Raw genomic sequence first — 18376 nt, forward strand, 5'->3', positions numbered from 1 at the left:
GCCTCTCCCAGAAGCGGGCCGAGGCCCTCTGCCGCCGCCTCGTGGCCGTCCACTGCCTCTATGGCGTAGACAAGAACCCCCTGGCCGTCGAGCTCGCCAAGCTCGCCCTCTGGATCGAGACCCAGGCCGAGGGCCTGCCCCTCACCTTCCTCGACCACAGGTTCCTCGTCGGCGACTCCCTCACCGGGCCCTTCTTCGAGCATCTCCTTAAGTACCCGGGCAGCCAGAACCCTATCCGCAGCCTCTTCACCCAAGGCCTGCGGGAGCGGTTCACCGCGGCGTTGCAAGAAGCTCTGAAGCACGTCCGCGAGCTCGATGCCACGGTGGGCGTGAGCCTTGGGGAGATCGAGGCGAAGCAGGCGGCCAAGGCTCGGCTCGATCGGGCGCTTGCACCGTTCAAGGTCGTGGCGGCGGCGTGGGCGGGTGGGGTGATGCTGGGGGAGGAGGCCTGCGACGATCCGGGGTATGAGAAGCTGCTCAAAGTTGTTGCCGAGACCGCGGATCTGCCCGCGGACCTGTCTGAAGAACCGGGCCTTCGTCGGATGATCGCACGGGGCCTCGGACTGGAGGAGGCGCCGGAGGACCGACAGACGCTCCTGAGCGCGGTGGCCGATGGGGTGGGGATCCCGGCGCTGCCCTTCGAGCTCGCCTTCCCCGAGGTCTTCTTCCCGGCGGGCGCCGTCAGCGAACGGGGCGGCTTCCACGTCACGCATGGGAACCCGCCGTGGGACGCCATTCAGTTCAAGACGAAGGAGTTCTTCGCGGCCTTCGACTTCGAGATCCTGGATGCCCCCACCAAGCGCGAGCGCACTGCCATCGAACAGAGGCTTCAGGCCGATCCCTCGGTCGCCGGCCTATTCGCGTACTATAAAGAGTCCTTCGAGGAACTGAAGCGGGCGAACGATGTCCTCTACCGGTACCAGAAGGTCCAGGTTGAGGGCGACCTCGCCGGCCGGCAGATTGACGCCTTCCGCGTCTTCATGGAACGAAACGCGCAGCTGCTGTGCAGAGCTGGAATGACCGGCGTTCTGGTCCCGTCCGCCTTCCACGCGAATGCGGGCGCGACCGGGGTCCGGCAGCTTTACCTCAAGGACATGGCGCTCCAACTCTGCTACTCCTTTGACGGCCCACCGCCCCTTCCAGAAGGGCAAGCGCTGGAAGGACCTTCCCCTCGACGCGAAGCTCGCCCGGGTGATGGAGGAGCGATCCAAGGACGAAAGGGCGTACCGGAGACGAGGAGTCAGGAGTCAGGAGTCGGGATTCAGGAGGAGAGGAAGCGTGGCAGCGAATCCCCGGGGCCAGTTGGCGGTCATGGCGGTGGGGGCGAGTCGTGAGTGACACTCTTCCGGACCTCCGTGTTTTGCTGCGGCAAGAGGAGGGGCAGTACTTCGATCGGAAGTCTCTGTGGGACGGCCCGCCCGAGCGCAAGAAGACTCGCAACCGGCGGGCGGTGCGGGACGAGATCGCGAAGTACGTTGCTGCGTTCGCCAACGCCGACGGGGGCATCCTCGTCATGGGAGCCGAGGACAACGGCGCGCCTACAGGCCACGGTTACGATCCGGCGGCTGTGGAGGACTTTCTGGCTGTGCCGGAGCGCCGCCTTCAGCCCCGGCAGAAGCCGGGACGCCGAGTCGCGTTCGACGGCGTCGAGCTCCTCGTCTTCTCGGTGGAGCCGTCGCCGGCCCCCGTGATGGTGGCAGGCGACGGGTTCCCCTTCCGGGTCCACGACAGCGTGGTGCTCATGGCCGAGAGCCACATCGCCTCGGTGAAGCAGCAGGGGCTGGTGGAGAGCGCGGAGTCCCGCTGGTCGGCCCGGGTCAATGTTCCGGAGCTCGACGAGGCGCTTATCCGGCGGGCGATGGCAGGCGCGGGTCTGGCAGGCCGAGACCCGGCGGACTACTTGGTGGAGCGGCGCGTCGCCGATCGCCAGGGCACGGCGCTGGTGTTTCGGGAAGCTGCCGTGCTGCTCTTTGCCCGCAAGAGTATCGCCATAGCCAATCCTCATGCGGGCCTTCGGCTGTTTCGTGTCCGGGGCGCCGAGCGGAGATTGGGCGCCCACCACAATGTCCAGGAGTTGCCCCGCATCGAAGGGAATCTGCCTTGCCTGATCGAGGAGACCTATCGAGTTCTCTCGGAGCTCATCCCCAGGTCGGCGAAGCTCCACGACCTCTTCTTCCGCGAGATGCCCGAGTACCCGACGTTTGCCTGGCAGGAGGCGGTGGTCAACGCCGTCGCCCATCGCGACTATGGGGTCAGCACCCGCGGGATCGAGGTCTGGCTCTATGACGACCGCCTGGAGGTGAAGAGCCCCGGCGGCCTCCTGGCCGAGGTCTCCCTGGAAGCGCTTCGCACGCGCAAGCCCGCCCACGCGAGCCGAAATCCGAGGATCGCGCGGGTTCTCACGGAGCTTGGTTTCATGCGCGAGCAGGGCGAGGGCATCCCTCGGATGATCGAGGAGATGGAGCAGCATTGGCTCCCGCCCCCGGAGTTTGCGGCCGATCCCGGCGAGTTCCGGGTCGTTCTCCGGAACACCCCGGTGCTGGAGGCCGGAGACCCGGAGTGGACGCGCATCGTCCGGGACCTTCCGATCAGCATCCGCCAGAAGCGGATTCTGGTCGGTGCGGCCGAGGGTGCCTTCACGAACGGGGACTATCAGCAGCTCAACCAGGTCGACCGTGATGTGGCGTACCGGGAGATCCAGGAACTCGTCAAGGCGAAGCTGGTGGAGCCCCTCCCGGGCGGCAGGGGACGGGGAGCCCGTTACCGGGTTGCCCGCCCAAAGCCGGTGTCGAAGACGGAGGCGCTCCGCTCGCGCATGGAGGAGAAGGGGCGGGTGGCCAACGCGGACTACCGGGAGGTCTTTGGAGTGTCCCGTGGCCAGGCAATGGAGGCCCTGCGGCAGCTGTGCGAGCGTGGAGTGCTCGTCCCTGTGGGGAGGCGAGGGCGAGGCGCGCACTACGTACCCGGGCCTGGCTGGTCTGGATGGCGGGAATGAGGCGAAATGCGGGCGAAATGCACGGAAATGAACGCGACCGCTAGAAACGCGCGCGCAGACTGGGCTGCTCCCTCCGCAATTCTCGGGCAATCGGTTCGGCGCTCGCTCGTGGGGCCGCATGTGAGCTTCAAGGATGAAAGGCCATAGCATGTCGCTGCACCCCATCCTCGCCCTTGACCACGTCATCGCGGAGTACCGCGACTACCTCCACTCGGAGTTCCGCGCCAAGGATGCGGGCCTGCGGAAATCCTTGGAGGAGGAGCTCGACAAGCCCCTCTTCCTGGCCCAGGAGCCCTTCTTCCAGGCCCACCGCCCCTTCCGTAAGGGCAAGCGCTGGCGCGACCTGCCGTTGGACGCGAAGCTCGCCCGGGTGATGGAGGAACGGTCGAAGGACGAACGGGCCTATCTGCACCAGTCCGAGGCCATCGCCGAGCTCCTGAGCCCGAGCCCGCGGCCCGTGGTCGTCACCACCGGGACCGGCTCTGGGAAGACAGAGGCCTTCCTCCTTCCGGTGATCCAGAACGCCCTCCAGGACGCCACGCGCTTCAAGCGAAACGGCCTCACCGCGATCCTCGTCTACCCCATGAACGCCCTGGCCAACGACCAGGAGCTGCGGATCAACGAGTATCTCACGGCCTCGGGGTTCGCCGGCGTGGTGAAGGTGGCGAAGTACGACCGCGGCACGAGCCAGAGCGAGCGGGAGGAGCTTCGGAAGAGCCCGCCCCACGTCCTGCTCACCAACTACATGATGCTGGAGTACCTGCTGGTCCGGCCCGCGGACCGGGAGGACATCTTCGCCAACCACCGGTGCCGGTTCCTGGTCCTGGACGAGGTGCACACCTACCGGGGCACGCTGGGGAGCAACATCGCCCTCCTCATTCGCCGCGTGAAAGCGCACCTTGCGCAGGCGCGGCAGGACTGGAAGCCCGACGTGCCCGAGGGGGAGCGAGCCTCTCGCTATCCGGCGCTCGTCCCGGTGGGCACGTCGGCCACGATCAAGAGTGTATCGGGGGAGGGGCCTTCGCCGGAGGAGGCCAAGAAGCTCCGGGACGAGGCGGTGCAGGAGTTCTTTGCCAAGCTCACGGGCGCCCCGGCCGGGAAGATCCACGTGTTCGGCGAGGAACTGGAGTCGGCCACGGTGCCGAGCGAGGCCGGGTATCCGCCGATGCCATCGGCCCCGGAGCGCCTCGACGTTTCGACGCCCGAAGCCCTGGGCAAGGCCCTGAGCGCCCTGGCCGGGGTGCCGTCGGGCACGGCCTTGGAGGCGGCGGCCCGCCGGTGCCGGCTCCTCTGGGATCTGAACCGCTGGCTGGTGGGCAAGCCCTCGTCGGTGAGCGAGTTGGCGGCGCGGCTCCGGGCCGAGGTGCCGCAGCGGAAGGGGGCGCCGGAGCCCGACCTTCGGAAGGAGGTCGAGGCCGGGCTGGTGATCGGGGCCGCCCTGCCGGATGGGACCCCGGGGTCGCTGCGGCTCCGCGCCCATCGGTTCCTGCGGGGCGGGTGGCGGTTCCACCGGTGCGTGAACCCGGAGTGCGGCCGGCTTTACCCGATGGGGGAGGAGCAGTGCCCGTGCGGGCACGCCACCGCGCCCCTCTACTTATGCCGGAACTGCGGGGCCGACTACCTGCGCTTTTCGGGCGACCCGGAGGCAGGCCCGCTTCGACCGAGCGCCAACCCGAACGAGAAGCCGGAGCTCCTCCTCTATCAGCCGGCCAAGTTCGAGGGGGAGGCCGAGGAGTTCGATCCCGAGGCCGACGGGGAGGACGCCCCGAGGCCCAGCCGGAAGAAGGCCCCCCAGCGCATGAAGGGGGAGAAGGTGCTTCACGGCTCCTTCGACGTGCGCACCCTGGCCTTCAGCGACGACCCCACCGACTACGGCCTGCGCGTCACCTTGGCGCCGGCGCGGACCCAGTGCCTTTGCTGCGGAGGGACGGCCGGGAGCCGAAACGTGCTGACCCCGGTGTCGCTGGGGACCTCGGCCGCCTTGAAGGTGGCCGCGGAGGGCCTGGTGGAGACCCTGGCCGAGGCCAACCGGGGCAAGGCCGACCACGACGGCAAGGAGAGGCTGCTCATCTTCAGCGACAGCCGCCAGGATGCAGCCCACCAGGCCCGGTTCATCCTCTTCGCGAGCCGCTACGATCGCATGCGGCGCCGGGTGGTTCGCCTCCTCCAGGAGCACGGCCCCCTGGGCCTGCAGCGGCTCGTGGAGCTCCTGGGCGAGCTCGCCACCCAGGCGTCGGACCTGAACAAGCACGTGCCCCGGGATCCGGACGCGTGGCTCGGGTCGGAGGAGCGGGAGAGGATCCGGGCGTGGGAGGAGGCGCCGGTCCTCGACGAGATCGCGGTCAACGCCGGGTACCGAGGCACGGTGGTAAACCTGGGCCTCGTGGGCGTGGCCTACCACGAGCTCGGCGACTACGTGCGCCAGCGGGGCCAGGGCACCGCCGCGGCGCTGGGCATCGGGCTGCCCCAACTGGAGTACCTGTGCCGGTGCATCCTGGACGATCTGCGCACGCGGGCCGCGCTCTCCCGGGCGATCCTGCGGTACCACCCGAACCACTCCGGGTTCCCGGACGCCTTCCGTACCGCCGAGTGGGAGCGGCGCATCCGCGCCCCGAGCGGGTACGCCGCCACGGAGAAGGGGGAGGCCCAGCCCTACCTGGACGCGCTGGACGTGCCCGATGGAATCAAGGCATGGAACGTCTGGCGCCGGCCCGGGGCAGGCGGCCGGGCGCCACGGCTGGAGCGGCTGGTGCGAAACCTGCTCGCCTGCTTCGGTGCCGCCGACCCGGACGAGGGGACCTCCGTCGCCCTCCTGGAGTTCCTCCGGAAGCCCGGCGGCTTCCTGGTGCCCGCCGAGCTCTTCGGCTTCCGGAAGTCCCGAGGCCTTCTCCAGGTGAACGCGGAGCGGGTGCGGCTCGTCCTCCTGAGCGAAGAGAATCGCTACCGGTGCGGGGTGTGCGGCGCGCCGGAACCGCTCGCGGCCGAGGCGCTCCCTTGCCCCCGCTGCCACGGGACCCTGCGCCGCTGGACCGAGGCCGAGGTGGCGGACCACCGGGCGGTGAAGCGGATCCGCGCCGAGACGGTGATTCCGCTCGTGGCCCGAGAGCACACGGCCCAGGTGACGAACGACGACCGGATCGAGATCGAGGACCAGTTCAAGGCCCCGGCGGCCCAGTCGAAGGTGAACGTGCTCGCCTGCTCGCCGACCTTGGAGATGGGGATCGACGTGGGCGGCCTCGACGCGGTGGCGCTGCGCAACGTGCCCCCCCGGCCCGACAACTATGCCCAGCGGGGCGGCCGGGCCGGCCGGCGCTCCCGGGTGGGCCTGGTGCTCGGGTACGCCCGCGCGACGCCCCACGACCAGTACTTCTTCGACAAGCCGGCCGAGATGATCGCCGGCGAGGTGCCGGCGCCGGCGCTCGCCCTGGGCAACCGCGACGTGCTGCTGCGCCACGTGAACGCCATCGCCTTCGGCGCGGCCGACCCGGGGCTCGCAGGGAAGATGGCCGAGTACGTCTCGCCCCTGGGCCAGGTGAAGGTCGAGGCCGTGGAGGCCTTGGTCGACGCCGTGACCCGCCAGTTCGGCCACGCCCGGGACCTCGCCCGGCAGGCCTTCGGGGACGGGGTGCTGGCTGCGGCCGGGATCTCGGAGGAGGGGCTCAAGGCAGAGCTCGGGAAGCTGCCGGAGCGGATTCGCGACGTGGTGCAGCGCACCGCGCGACAGGTGGCCGAGCTCCGGCGCGCCGTGGACGCCTACGCCGAAAACCTGCTCGGCAAGGGCGCGGCCATGCGGGCCGGCGACCTGGTGGGCCGGCTCCTGGGCCTTCCTCGGGAGGGAAAGCGGGACCAGGGCGAGGCCGACGACCGCTCGGCCGGCTACCCGCTGCGGCGGCTCGCCGAGTTCGGCATCCTCCCGGGCTACGAGTTCCCCACCGAGCCCGCGTCGCTTCGCCTCATGAGCGATCCCCACGAGGAGGAGCCGGTCACCGTGGGCCGGCGTTTCGGCCTCGCCCAGTTTCAGCCCGACGCCCAGGTATACGCCCGGGCCCGGCGCTGGCGGGTGATCGGCCTCGACACCTCGTCGCCCTGGAACCCGCAAGACGCCGGGCCGAGCTGGGTGTATCGGATCTGCGCGGCCTGCGCGCTCCACTACCGGGGGGACCAGCCCCGCTGCCCGAGATGCCGGGACACGAAGGCCCTGAAGCCCCATCCGGCCGCGGAGTTCGGGGGGTTCCTGGCGCGCCGGGACGAGAGTCCGGTGCTGGACGAGGAAGAGCGCTACCAGATGAAGAACTTGGTGCGCTCCTACCCCCAGTGGGACGGCGACGTGGTGGGCCGCTGGGCCGTGAACGGCTGGAGCCTTCGCCTCTCCCGCGGGGAGGAGGTCCACTGGCTGAACGAGGGGCTGCCACCGACCGAGGCGGACTTCAAGAACGGCGTGCCGCTTCTGCACCCAGATGCCAAGGGGTTCCTGCTGTGCGGCGGCTGCGGCGCCATGCTCACCATCCCGGACGAGGAGGGCAAGAAGGGCGGCCGGAAGGCGGCCCGGAAGGGCAAGGGAGAGGCCGACCCCTACGGCCACCGGGCGAACTGCCTGCACCAGGGGCAGAAGCCCGCACCCCTGGCCCTGGCCACCGCCACCAAGGCCGAGATCCTCCGCCTCCTGGTGCCGGTGCCGGAGGGCTTGTCCGAAGAGCAGGCCAAGCCCTGGGGCCTGACGCTGGGGTATGCGCTCCGCGCCGGCATGCGCCACCTCTACATGCTCGACGGCCCGGAGATCGAGTTCGAGCTCGAGGGCCCCTGGCTGCCCGAGGAGGAGGGCCAGAAGCTCAAGCGCCTGGCGCTCGCCTTCATCGACCCGAGCCTCGGGGGCACGGGCTACCTTCGGCGCATCGCCGACGAGATGCACCTCGTCGCCCGGCGGGCGCTCGACCACCTGGACCACAAGGAGTGCGAGACCGCGTGTTACCGCTGTCTCAAGAGCTACGTGAACCAACGAAACCACGAGCATCTGCGCTGGCCGCTGGCCGTGCCCGCTCTGGAAGCCTTGGCCGGGGACGCGCCAGAGCCTCGGCCAGGGCAACTCGGCGACATCGACGACCCGAAGCCGTGGCTCGAAGCCTATGCTGCCGGGGTCGGCTCACCCCTGGAGCTCAAGTTCTGGAAGCTCTTCGAGGCCCACGGCTTCCACCCGGAGAAGCAGGTCCCGGTCGCTCCGAGTGACGGCGAAGCTGCGATTTCCATCGCCGACTTCGCCGTACCTGAGAGACGGCTCGCGATCTACGTGGACGGTGCGGCCTTCCACGTGGGCGCGAACCTGCGGCGGGATCGGGCGATCCGGGAGAGGCTGAGGAATGGCGCGCCGGGGTGGACGGTGGTGGAGTTGAGGGCGAAGGATCTCGCGGACGTGGTGGGCCTTGTTGGGGGTCTCACAGGTGCAATTGCTTCTTGACGGGCTGCCGAGCGCCGTATTGGACAGATCCAAACCGATGAGGTTCCGCCCAATCCAGCCGAAACGCGGGGCACCTCGGGCCCCTTCCCCACACGAAACAGCAAATTGGCATCGTTGGACCCACCCTTCTCCGGAGGATAGGCCGTGGCCAACACTACGCCGACCAAGAACACGAATTTCAGGGTGCGAAACATCGCCAACACGACCAACGTGTGTCAAGGGGGGGAGAAATGGAAACGTGTCTGTCGCTGTGGCAGTTGGATCAACCACTGGAGGACGGGTGTGCTTCTATACTTTCCCAACATACACCCAGACGTCTTCCTAAATCCGACCTGTTACGTTAGAGGATGCAGTAACCCGTGGAAGGTCGGGGCCCATGTGCTAGAAGTAGACGGGAGATCTACACAGTATTGGAAGATTGTCCCATTCTGTAAGACTCACAACAACCGTTCGTTCACTATGGATGTGTTTCTACGCAAGGACGCAATCCTCGTTCCAGCGTCTCAGCAAGATACCTGCTCCGACGGCCGTGGTTGGAAAGAAGCATTGTCCGTCGTCAAGATCATGTTGGGAGTGTCCCGGTGACGGCCAAGGCGAAGATTCGGGAGTCAGGAGGTGCGCCATCGAACCTTCTCGAGTTGGGAGGACGAGTGGACCAGGAGGAGGACTTCGTCGGTTCTCGGGCTGTGGTTTAGGACGACGAAGAAGTGCGGCGTGTCGCCCGTGTGCGACTCCTCAGCAAAGTAGAAGACCGACCCGGGCCGGAGGGTGGCCCCGACGCGGATCTCGGGGGGGATGAAGATCATGCTACCTCGCCCAGAGGGACCGGACGCGCGCCTTCTCCTCGGCCGCTTCCCGTGCCGCGACCTTCTCCTCCGCGGACACGGCTTCGCCGAAGATGTCCCGTTGCCCTGTCAGGGACAGCAAGGGATGCCTTGGGTCGGCATCCAGGAAGAAGTCGGCGTACTCCATCCGTGCACGCCGGCAATCGCCGTGAGTCAACCCAGCCCCGTGCTTCTCCCACTCGGGATAGGCGTGGGTCAGGTTGACCAGGTCCCACTCGCTCAGCGCCCCGAAGGCCCGCCACGCGAACCGGAGGGCCTCCAGGTCCGAGTCTGAGAAGACATCCTCTTCGACGGGAGAGGCCGAGGCGAGGAAGAGCTTGTCCTCGGAGGTCGCCAGGAACCGGTCGGCGTACTCGCGCTCGCAGTCGTCGAGCCAGGCGTTCTTGTCGGCCAGATCCTTGGCCATCGATGCCACCGGCCCCTGTTTCATGGCGAAGTACTCGTCGCCGATGACGGGCCTGCCGTACTTGCGCAAGTGATACCGGTCGGCGAGGAAGACGAGCTTGAGCGCCTTCATCTTGTTGATCTCGCCGCCATTCATGAGGGCGAGGAAGTTAAGGGCCTGGGTGGCCTTCTCGTGGTTGGGATCGAAATGTAGGCACATGGCACGTCCGCCTGGTCCTGCGATGTTGGCGAGGTCGTCTGGCAACACGTGACGTATCGCCAAGGGCGAACAGAAGCTTAATCGACTTGCACCGCTTGGGCAAGGCGCCGACCTTGGCGGCCGAGTCTGTCCGGGGGGACGTCTGTCCGGGGGAACGTAGCTCGTTTGACAGTTTGGCTCTGAGAGATAGCCTCCGGGCCCATGCCGAGGCACAGGCGCTGGCGCCGTAATCTCCTCGGACCCGCGCTCCCTGCGGTCGACAGAGCACCGCCGCCATGGTGCCACGCCCTCGTTTGCGCCTCACAACCCATTGAGATCATGGACCTTTCAAAGACAAACCGTTGAAGACGGGTCAGACGTGCGGCTTCCGAAGAACGAGGACCGGGAGACCGAAGAGCCCGAGGAAAGGGCTCCGGCGCGGCGCGCGGGCCCCTGCGGGGCCCGTGCTCGTCCGCCGGCGGCCCCTGAAAGCCAACGACCCGAAAGCCCAAAGATGAGGTAGAATCATGAGCACAATCCAGGCCCGAAGGAGCCACGACATGCGAAGTGCCAGAGAGGAAGCTCTCGAAAGCATCTCCCGAATGCCCGACACGGCCACCATGGATGACATCATGTACCGGCTCTACGTCCTCGATAAGATCCGGATCGGGCTGGAGGCCGCCGAGCGCGGAGACGTGATCTCCAACGAGGATCTCAAGCAGGAGATGGAGACGTGGTAGTTTGGACGGGCCCCGCCAGACGGGACCTCCGCCAGATCCACGACTACATAGCGAAGGATTCCAAGTACTACGCCAAGAAAGTAGCCGCGGAGCTCCGAGAGGCCACTGACAAACTGGTCTCTCACCCGATGATCGGCCGCGTGGTTCCTGAGAGCGATAACGAGAACGTCCGAGAGCTCTTCCTCTACTCGTACCGGATCATCTATCAGGTCATTGCGAAAAACGTGAGAATCCTGGCCGTCATCCACCAGAAACAAGACATCCCCTCTATCCACTCAGAACTGCTCCAGAAAGCGCCGACAGAGTAAGCTCCTCCGCAAGGGCTCCTGTCGGCTTCGCCCGCCTCCGCCCCTCGACCGCGGCGGCCCTCCCATCCGTCCGGGTAGTCCGGTCCGTCCGTTCGCGGGGTCGAGGGGGGGTCGAGGGGGGTCGCGTCTACACTCTGCACTTCCTGGCCCTCCCGCCCAACCTGGACGCCGAAATGGGATGAAGTTGGACGTGGGGACTGGCAACTTTGTCAGGTCACCAGCAACCCCTACGCGGATTCCCGTGCCGTCGAATTGACCAAATGCGACTTCGTTACTGGCGGCCTCCAAAGAACGAGCTACGCAAGCCCGGGGAAGCTCTTCACGGCGAACGAGACGCTCTTTCAGGCGGTACTTGGAGAGGTCACGAGGGTCTTGCACGTCAAGCTTCTGGACAGCGTGATGGGGCTACTGAAAGCGGCCCTCCCTGCACCATGACCCCCTCGCTGTCCTTCCGGTCGCCGGCCTCGGCGATCCGGGCCTTGGGGCTCTCCAGGTACTCGACGCACAGGCCAGAAGGCCCCCTGCCCGCCGGGCACGAACTGCCGGTCAACCCGCAGCACCCGCACCTCGCGCAAGACGGGGTTCCTCTCCTCCTCCGTGTCGGCACAGCCGCCGGCCGGCACCCGAAACACCCGGTACGGCATCGACTGCTCCGCCCTGCGGTTGGTGGGTCCGCTTCGCTTGACCCACCAACTACTCCTGCTCCTCTTCGCCACCCCCCGGGCCACCCTCAAGTTCCGCAACCTGGCCGCCGACCCGCGGGCCGCGGTCCTGGTCGACGACCGAAACGAGGGACACGGCGCCCTGGGGGCCGCGGCGGCGGCCACGGCCGCGGGGCGGGCCGAAGAAGTACCCGAAGCCGAACGGGAGTCCTTCCGGCGCGCCTACCTCGCCCGCCACCCCCACCTGGCGGCCTTCCTGGACGACCCCGACTGCGCCCTGCTGCGCCTGCGCGTGGAAGCCTGGACCCCTGGTGCGCCAGTTCCACGAGGTGTCGCACCTCCCCGGAGAGCTCCGACCGTTCCCCGGAGCATCCCCCACCCAAATCGGTATCGCTATCGGTATCGAAATCCCAATCGAGACCGCCTTCGAACCCGATACCGATACCGATTCTGCCTCGGAACCCGCTTCCCGCCCTCCGGCCGCATCGTCAGCGGGCCAGGCTTCGGGCCGGCCGGTTCACCAGGATCATCCCCGCACACACCAGGGCAAGCGACAGGGCGAGCGCGGGGCGAAGCTCTTCCCCCGGCAGGAGGGCGACGCTCAGGAGCACTCCGAAGATGGGGGTGAAGAACGTGAAGGCGGCGAGCAGGCTCACGCTGTAGCGCTCGATGAGCTCGAACCAGGCGATGTAGCTGAGGAACGCCACCACGAAGCACTGGTAGAAGAGAGAGACCCCGATGGCCGGAGAGAACGCCGTCCACACGCGGTCCTCCAGGAGGGCGCTCGCGGCCAGGAGCACCGGTGCCGAGAAGGCGAGCTGGTAGAACAGGACCTGGAGGGGTTGGGCCCGCCCGGCCAGGTACCGCTTGATGTAGAGGGTCGTGGCGCCCCACAGGGCCGCGCCCAGGAGGATCGAGAGATCCCCCGGCAGGGTCTGGAGGGTCACGGGGCCCCAGTCGCGGGCAAACAGGCTCGCCACCCCTGCGAACGCGAGCAGGAGCCCCCCGGCCTTCACCGGGTGGAGGCGGTCGCCCGCCAGGAGGAAGTGGGCCCCCAGGGCCACGAAGAAGGGGTGGGTGTAGAGGAGGATGGCCGAGCGCGACGCCAGGGTGTAGCGCAGACCCAGGTAGATGAACCCGAACTCCAGCCCGAAGAGCACCCCCACGGCGACGCCGTGGCGCAGCAGCTCCCGCCGCCCCGGCGGGAAGAGCGGCACCCCGCGGGCCCACATCCACAGCCACACGCAGGCCGCCGCCACTGCCGACCGGAGGCCCGCGGCGAAGATGGGCGCCACACCGGCCACGCTGACCTTGATGGCCACCATGTTCCCCCCCCACAAGAGGCACAGGACGAGCAGCACCAGCACCGCGCCCCGGGGAAGTCCCGCGTGGCTCACGTCACCGCCCTTTCGGCGCTCCGCCCTCGCTCCATGCCGCCCCTTCCTCCCCACCGGGGGCCACAGAGATACCAGACGGGGCCCGCGGGGGGCAACCGCCCGGGGCGGCGCGCCTTAAAGGAAACGGGGCCGCTCGCGCGACCCCGTTTCCCAGAGGAGAGGAGGAAGTGTACCGGAGGCTGGGCCCGGAGAGCTGCCACCCTCCCCGGATTTCGCCTCGGCACGAAAACACTGTAACACGCAAACATGAGGAAGCAATGAGGGAAATGTGAAAAGTGCATGAGCCCGGAATCGTTCCTGCAGAAGGATGGCAGATCGCGGCGCTACGGGTTCACTGGCGGGCGCCGAAGGCGCCGACATGCGCAACCCGCACCTTGACCACGGCCTTGACGACGGTGACCTCGCTGCCCGGATGGAGGCCCGGGGCGTGGAGTTCCTCCGGGTAGAGGATGGCCACCGCGCCGGCCGTGAGCGCGAGCTCCTGCCAGGCGCGGCCCTCGAAGAGCGCCACGTCCCGGTCGGGGTCATAGGCACCCGTGCCCCGGCCGGTGCCCGGGCGGGCCAGCCGCAGCCGTTCCTCGCCCCGAACCACGAACTGGAGGTCCACGTGCCGCCGGTGGGCCTCGTAGGGAACTGCCTTCGGGTCCCGGGTCCGATAGACCTGGTAGAGCGCCACCACGCGATCGCCGTCGAGCTCGCGCCGTCCGGCGAAACCCGGCGCCTCCGAGGCGAGGAACCCCTCCCCGAGGGTCCCCAGGTGCTCGAGCCCGAGGCGGATGCCCGGGTCCCACCCCATCCGGCACAAGACGTCGGCCAGTTCTCCGATGACCGCCACGTGGCCCTCTCCTTCCCAGGACGCGATTCCGATCGCGCCCGCGCGCCGAGCCCCAGGGCCTCTCGGCGCGTAGACGTCACGCGTCACGCTTGGTGTGGTGTTCTGGCTGGTATCGTTGCGCGAAACCAAGGGGGCCTATGGGACCCATGGGACCTATGGACGAAACCCCGTCACCCGTCACGCATTCTGTTCGCACCGGGTCTCCCGGGTAAGCAGGATCAGCACGAAGGCCAGGGCGGCCCAGGCCAGCATGAGGGCGAAGCCCGCGCGGTAGGCCGTCCAGGGGTAGACCCGCACGCCGTTCACGAGGGCGCCGTCCCACAAGCGGTCCAGCACCCACCCCACCGCGGGCTGGAGCACCATGGGGCCCGTCATCACCCCCATGTTGACCACCCCCGAGACCGTGCCCGCCAGATGGGGAGGCACCGACTCCTTGGCGAAGGCAAACCCGATGATCATCCCTCCGGAGGCCAGCCCGGCTGCGAGCAGCACCGCCACGAGCAGGGGCAAGGGTAGCCCGGGAATGAGCACCACGAGCGCCCAGCAGGCGAGCACGGCGGCACAACCGCCCACGTAGAGCGGCTTTCGCCGGCCCCACCGGTCCGAGGCAAACCCAAGGAGGGGCCCCCCCACCGCCCAGGCCACCAGGAGCGCCGAGGTCAGGGCGGCCGCCTGGGTGGGGGAAAGCCCGTAGTGGGTCGTGAGAAAGGGGATGCCCCAGAGACCGGAGAAGGTGAGCACACAGCCCACCACGCCGCCGGGGGCGAGGGTGAGGAGCCAGGTGTTGCGGTAGCGGAACACCTCTCGAATCCCCGCCAGGATGCCGTGGGCCGCGGCGCCGCTCCCGCCGGCAAGGAGCGGGCCGTGGCTCGCGTACCCCCGCTCGGCCGGGTCATCGCGCACCACGATCCAGATGGCCACCGCCACGCCGAGGGCCGCCAGCCCCGAGGCCAGCATCACGGGCCGCCATCCGAGGGCCGTGACCAGGAGCCGCAGGGGCACCCCCGCGAACACGGCACCCACGATTCCGCAAAAGAGCGCCATGCCCGTGGCCAGGGCAAACTGGCGGGGCGCGAACCACCGGCTCGCGAGCTTGAGCATGCCCACGAAGGCCACCGCCACCGCCCCCCCGACCAGGAGGCGCCCCGCGCTGGCCCAGGCCAGGTTTCCGGCCAAGGCAAAGACGGCGCTGCCCGCCCCCGCCAGCGCCGCTCCCGCCGCCAGGAGCCGCCGGGGCCCCCAGCGGTCCGCCAGTATGCCCGTGGGCACCTGCATCGCCACGTAAGTGTAGAAGTAGAAGGCCGAGAGGTTTCCCAGGGCGGCGGCCGAGAGCGCGAAGTCCCGGGTGAGCTCCACGGTCATCACCGCCGGGGCCACCCGCTGGTAGAAACCGATCAGGTACAGGGCTGCCCCCAGACCCCAGACGGTCCATGCGAGGCGGGCCGGGGGGTAGGGGCCAGGCGTCCCGCTCGGGGAAACGCCTCGAAGGGGCTTGTCCACGTTCTTCTCCCGGGAGGTCGGCGCAGGTCCCAGCAGAATGCCCGCTTCCGGCGCCCGTAACAACCGCCGCGACGCAGTCTGGCGTCGAACCTCGGTCGCCTTCCTGGCCAGGACCGGACACGGGGGGTAAGATGGGGCCGTCGACCCTCCGCTTGCGGCGCGGAGGGGCACCGACGAGGGCTCCCGCCGCAGGGATCCGCCCATGGGCCGGTGCAAGCTCTGCGGAAAGGAAGGCTGGATGGTTCGGACCGGCCGAGAAGGGCTGTGCGGCGGCTGCAGGCCCCTGGTGCGGGCCGAGGTGGCGTCGCGCACCGAGCGCGTGAAGGACGCCCTGGTCTTCATCCGCTGCGCCCGAGACCCGAACACCGCCCTGCCCCTGTGTGACGAGGCCATCGAGCACGCCCGCCACCTGGTTTCCTTCGAGAAGCGGGGCCTCTCCCACATCCGCCCTGTCCCCTCCTCGCTCCTGGCCATGCTCGAGGCCAAGCGGGAGGAGCTCGCGGCCGAGATCCGGGCCGCCCACGCGCCCCGGTCTGCCCAGGGCCCTGCCCCGGAAACGTCGCCCGACGCGGAGACGCCCCCGGCAGCCGACTCGGAGGGCAACGCGTGGTGGGCCTGGAAGGACGAGGAAGCCGGGGAGGCGCCCGCTGGAGCGAGGCCGACCCGCGAGCGCCTCCACTGTCTCGTCCTCCTGGACCCGGGGGGCATCCGAGCCACCCTGGAGAACATCTCCCTGGGGGGCCTCTTCCTCAGCACGCCGCGCATGCGGCCGCTGGGGAGCCGGGTCCGGGTCATCCTCAACACGCCCCAGGGCCCCTTGCAGGCCGAGGGCGTGGTGCGCTGGACCCGGCCCGAGGTGACCTCCGGCCCCACGGGCATGGGTGTGGAGTTCACCCACAGCTCCCCCGAGCTGGCGGCCTACCTCGCCTCCCGGTTCCCGGGCCTGCGCAGCGAAGGAGCAACGTGAAGGATCCGCCGGCCAGGCCTCTGCGCCCGGGGCACGGTTCCAGGATCGCCCCATGAGCGAGCACCCCTCCCTCACCCCCCCCAGGCACGCCGACGCAGGCCCAGGGCATCCGTGTGGGTCGCGGTTGCCGCGGCGGTCGCCCTGGCCGCGGTAGCGGTCGCGGGGTGGAGCCTGCTCTTTCCCCGGCAGTTCCGGCCGGTGGTGCTGGCTCCCGGGGAACAGGAAGCCCTGGAGGCCAAGCTGGAACGCCTGGAGCCGGAGCGCTACCGCGAGGACGAGGAGAGCCGCACCGTCCGGTTCACCGAGCGCGAGCTCGACTCCCTGGTCGCCCGGAACACGGACCTGGCCTCCCGCCTCGCGCTGCACCTCTCCGGCGATCTCCTGAGCGCCAAGCTCCTGGTGCCCATGGACGAAGACTTCCCGTTCTTGGGGGGAAAGGTCGTCAGGGTCACGGCAGGGCTCGAGCTGGCCTTTGCCGAGGGACGCCCCCGGGTGGCGCTGCGCGGGGTGAGCGTAATGGGCGTGCCGATTCCCAACGCCTGGCTCGGGGGGATCAAGAACGTCGATCTGGCGAAGGAATTCGCGGCTGGCGAGGGGTTCTGGCACGCATTCTCGGCCGGGGTCTCCGACCTGCGGGTGGAGGACGGCGCCCTCCTGCTGCGCCTGAAGGAGTAGGCGCTGGGTCAGATCAGGTCCTTCAGCCACCCGAAAGCCACGAACGTCCCCACGCTCGACCCCAGATTCGAGAAGAAGAAGACCAGCAGCACCCGGGAGACCCGGTTCGCCCACCAGCCCTTCCAGTGGGAGAGGTCGTCCAGGAGGCTCTCCAGGTCCCGCACCCGGGGCTTGCCGACCCAGGCCTGGACCGCCCCCGTGACCATGCCGGCGCCCACGGTGGGGTTGAGGCTCGTGAGCGGCGCCGCCACGAAGGCCGCCGCGATGGAGGCCGGGTGCCCCAGGGCCAGGAAGGCGCCCAGGGCGGCGAAACCGCCGTTGGCGAGCACCCAGGCCCAGGCGGCCTCTCGCACCTTGGAAGCATCTCCGAAGAAGAAGCCGACGGCGAAGAGGGCAAGGACGACGCCCGGAATCGCCCACGGGACTGCTCGGGAAGCGACGGACTTGGGGGGGATCGCGTCCAGGAGAGCCAGATCCGCCTCGGCGACCCCTGTACCAAGCTCCCGGACGATGCCCGGCAGGTGACCCGCCCCCACCACCGCCACCACGGTCCCCCCCGGCGCCCGCCGGATCTTCGCCGCCATGTACCGGTCCCGCTCGTCGATCAGGATCTCCTTGGCCTCCGGCAGGGCCTCTCCGAGATCCTTGAGCAGGGTCGCCAGCGCGTCGCCCTCCCGCAGTTTGGCCAGCTCCTCCTCGCCCAGCTCCGGGCTCTCGAAAGCACTCCCGAGCAGGGCCGAGAAGAGTCGGATCTTCTTCCAGAAGCCGGTGCGCCTCCACACCCGCAGCAGGGTCGTGCGGATGGGCCGGTCGACGAGCTCCACGGCCGCCCCCCGCTCCTCGGCCGCCACCACCGCCTCCAGGAGCTCGGCCCCGGGCTTCACCCCGGTGTGGAGCCCCAGGCGCCGCTGGAACGACGAGAGGGCCAGGTTGGCCAGCAGGAAGGCCCCCCGGCCCTGGCGCACCGCCGCCGCCAGGTTGAGATCCCGCCACCGATTGGGATCCCGCAGGGCCTCCAGGCGCTGGGCGTCGAGCTCCACGCACACGCACGCGGGCACAAGCTCCTCCACCGCCCGGCGAACCTCTTCCACCGAGCGCTGGGACACGTGGGCCGTACCGACCAGGTACACGGTCTTTCCCGGAAGGTCGACGCGGGTGGCCGCCGGGGTCTCGGGCGGCAGTGGGGCGGACATGGCAGCTCCTCGGGTGGGCAGGCCGCGCCATGGTAGGGGCGTGTCTCCCGCCGGTCAACCGGCGAACGCGCGGCCCCGCGTCCGCCGATCCCCCCCCCCCGCTGCCTTGACGCCAGCGGGGCCCGGAGGTACCCGTGGCAAGGACACGCGGCAACCGACCCTGCCCGCAGAGGTGGCGAGATGAGCACGAGACGACCCCAGGCCGCCGGCTTCTACCGGTCGGA

At 69.1% G+C, this 18376-nt stretch carries 13 protein-coding genes and 1 pseudogene; 8 read left to right on the plus strand and 6 right to left on the minus strand.

Translation table 11 applies throughout. The features are described from left to right. The first annotated feature begins 41 nt into the window (after positions 1-41). The 3 genes from AB1578_13740 (at position 42) to AB1578_13750 (ending at position 8447) form a co-directional block, all read left to right on the plus strand. Entirely contained in the window at positions 42-1334 is a 1293-nt protein-coding gene (locus AB1578_13740) for a hypothetical protein (GenBank protein ID MEW6488964.1), read from the plus strand. After that, positions 1331-2995 carry an ATP-binding protein gene (locus tag AB1578_13745; GenBank protein ID MEW6488965.1) on the plus strand — a complete coding sequence of 555 codons (1665 nt, stop codon included), beginning with the start codon at positions 1331-1333 and terminating at the stop codon, positions 2993-2995. Before AB1578_13740 ends, AB1578_13745 begins: the two co-directional genes overlap by 4 nt. A gap of 148 nt (positions 2996-3143) precedes the next feature. Then, the gene (locus AB1578_13750; GenBank protein ID MEW6488966.1) at positions 3144-8447 is read left to right on the plus strand and encodes a DEAD/DEAH box helicase; all 5304 of its coding nucleotides are present in this window, start codon (positions 3144-3146) and stop codon (positions 8445-8447) included. 608 nt (positions 8448-9055) lie between these two features. On the opposite strand, the gene AB1578_13755 is transcribed toward AB1578_13750, so the two are convergent. Together AB1578_13755 and AB1578_13760 are read right to left on the minus strand one after the other, a co-directional pair. After that, positions 9056-9253, minus strand: a complete 198-nt coding sequence (locus AB1578_13755; protein ID MEW6488967.1) for a hypothetical protein — start codon at positions 9251-9253, stop codon at positions 9056-9058. A gap of 1 nt (position 9254) precedes the next feature. After that, the gene (locus AB1578_13760) at positions 9255-9896 is read right to left on the minus strand and encodes a Panacea domain-containing protein (GenBank protein ID MEW6488968.1); all 642 of its coding nucleotides are present in this window, start codon (positions 9894-9896) and stop codon (positions 9255-9257) included. 539 nt (positions 9897-10435) lie between these two features. On the opposite strand from AB1578_13760, the gene AB1578_13765 reads away from it, so the two are divergent. The 3 genes and pseudogenes from AB1578_13765 to AB1578_13775 all read left to right on the plus strand — a co-directional run bounded on the left by AB1578_13765 (position 10436) and on the right by AB1578_13775 (position 11775). Then, complete coding sequence (locus tag AB1578_13765) at positions 10436-10615, plus strand: hypothetical protein (GenBank protein MEW6488969.1); 180 nt, start codon at positions 10436-10438, stop codon at positions 10613-10615. Beyond that, positions 10609-10923 carry a type II toxin-antitoxin system RelE/ParE family toxin gene (locus tag AB1578_13770; protein MEW6488970.1) on the plus strand — a complete coding sequence of 105 codons (315 nt, stop codon included), beginning with the start codon at positions 10609-10611 and terminating at the stop codon, positions 10921-10923. The genes AB1578_13765 and AB1578_13770 overlap by 7 nt, the downstream gene beginning before the upstream one ends. A gap of 666 nt (positions 10924-11589) precedes the next feature. Next, positions 11590-11775 (plus strand): annotated as a pseudogene (locus tag AB1578_13775) (pyridoxamine 5'-phosphate oxidase family protein). Between the two features lie 298 nt (positions 11776-12073). Here AB1578_13775 and AB1578_13780 read toward each other — a convergent pair. From AB1578_13780 to AB1578_13790, 3 genes are all read right to left on the minus strand, one after another. After that, positions 12074-12982 carry a DMT family transporter gene (locus AB1578_13780; protein MEW6488971.1) on the minus strand — a complete coding sequence of 303 codons (909 nt, stop codon included), beginning with the start codon at positions 12980-12982 and terminating at the stop codon, positions 12074-12076. Between the two features lie 331 nt (positions 12983-13313). Beyond that, positions 13314-13817 carry a YhcH/YjgK/YiaL family protein gene (locus AB1578_13785; protein MEW6488972.1) on the minus strand — a complete coding sequence of 168 codons (504 nt, stop codon included), beginning with the start codon at positions 13815-13817 and terminating at the stop codon, positions 13314-13316. A gap of 177 nt (positions 13818-13994) precedes the next feature. Next, complete coding sequence (locus tag AB1578_13790; protein ID MEW6488973.1) at positions 13995-15317, minus strand: MFS transporter; 1323 nt, start codon at positions 15315-15317, stop codon at positions 13995-13997. 238 nt (positions 15318-15555) lie between these two features. On the opposite strand from AB1578_13790, the gene AB1578_13795 reads away from it, so the two are divergent. Both AB1578_13795 and AB1578_13800 read left to right on the plus strand, forming a co-directional pair. After that, positions 15556-16284: a PilZ domain-containing protein gene (locus AB1578_13795; protein MEW6488974.1), complete on the plus strand. Its 729-nt coding sequence runs from the start codon at positions 15556-15558 to the stop codon at positions 16282-16284. A 111-nt stretch (positions 16285-16395) separates the two neighbouring features. Further along, entirely contained in the window at positions 16396-16959 is a 564-nt protein-coding gene (locus tag AB1578_13800; protein ID MEW6488975.1) for an arginine N-succinyltransferase, read from the plus strand. Positions 16960-16967: 8 nt separating this feature from the next. Here AB1578_13800 and AB1578_13805 read toward each other — a convergent pair whose 3' ends face one another. Then, positions 16968-18152, minus strand: coding sequence for a TraB/GumN family protein (locus AB1578_13805; GenBank protein MEW6488976.1), 1185 nt, complete (start codon positions 18150-18152; stop codon positions 16968-16970). Positions 18153-18376: the final 224 nt, after the last annotated feature.

The sequence above is a fragment of the Thermodesulfobacteriota bacterium genome, from assembly GCA_040756475.1.
GTDB lineage: Bacteria > Desulfobacterota > Deferrisomatia > Deferrisomatales > JACRMM01 > JBFLZB01.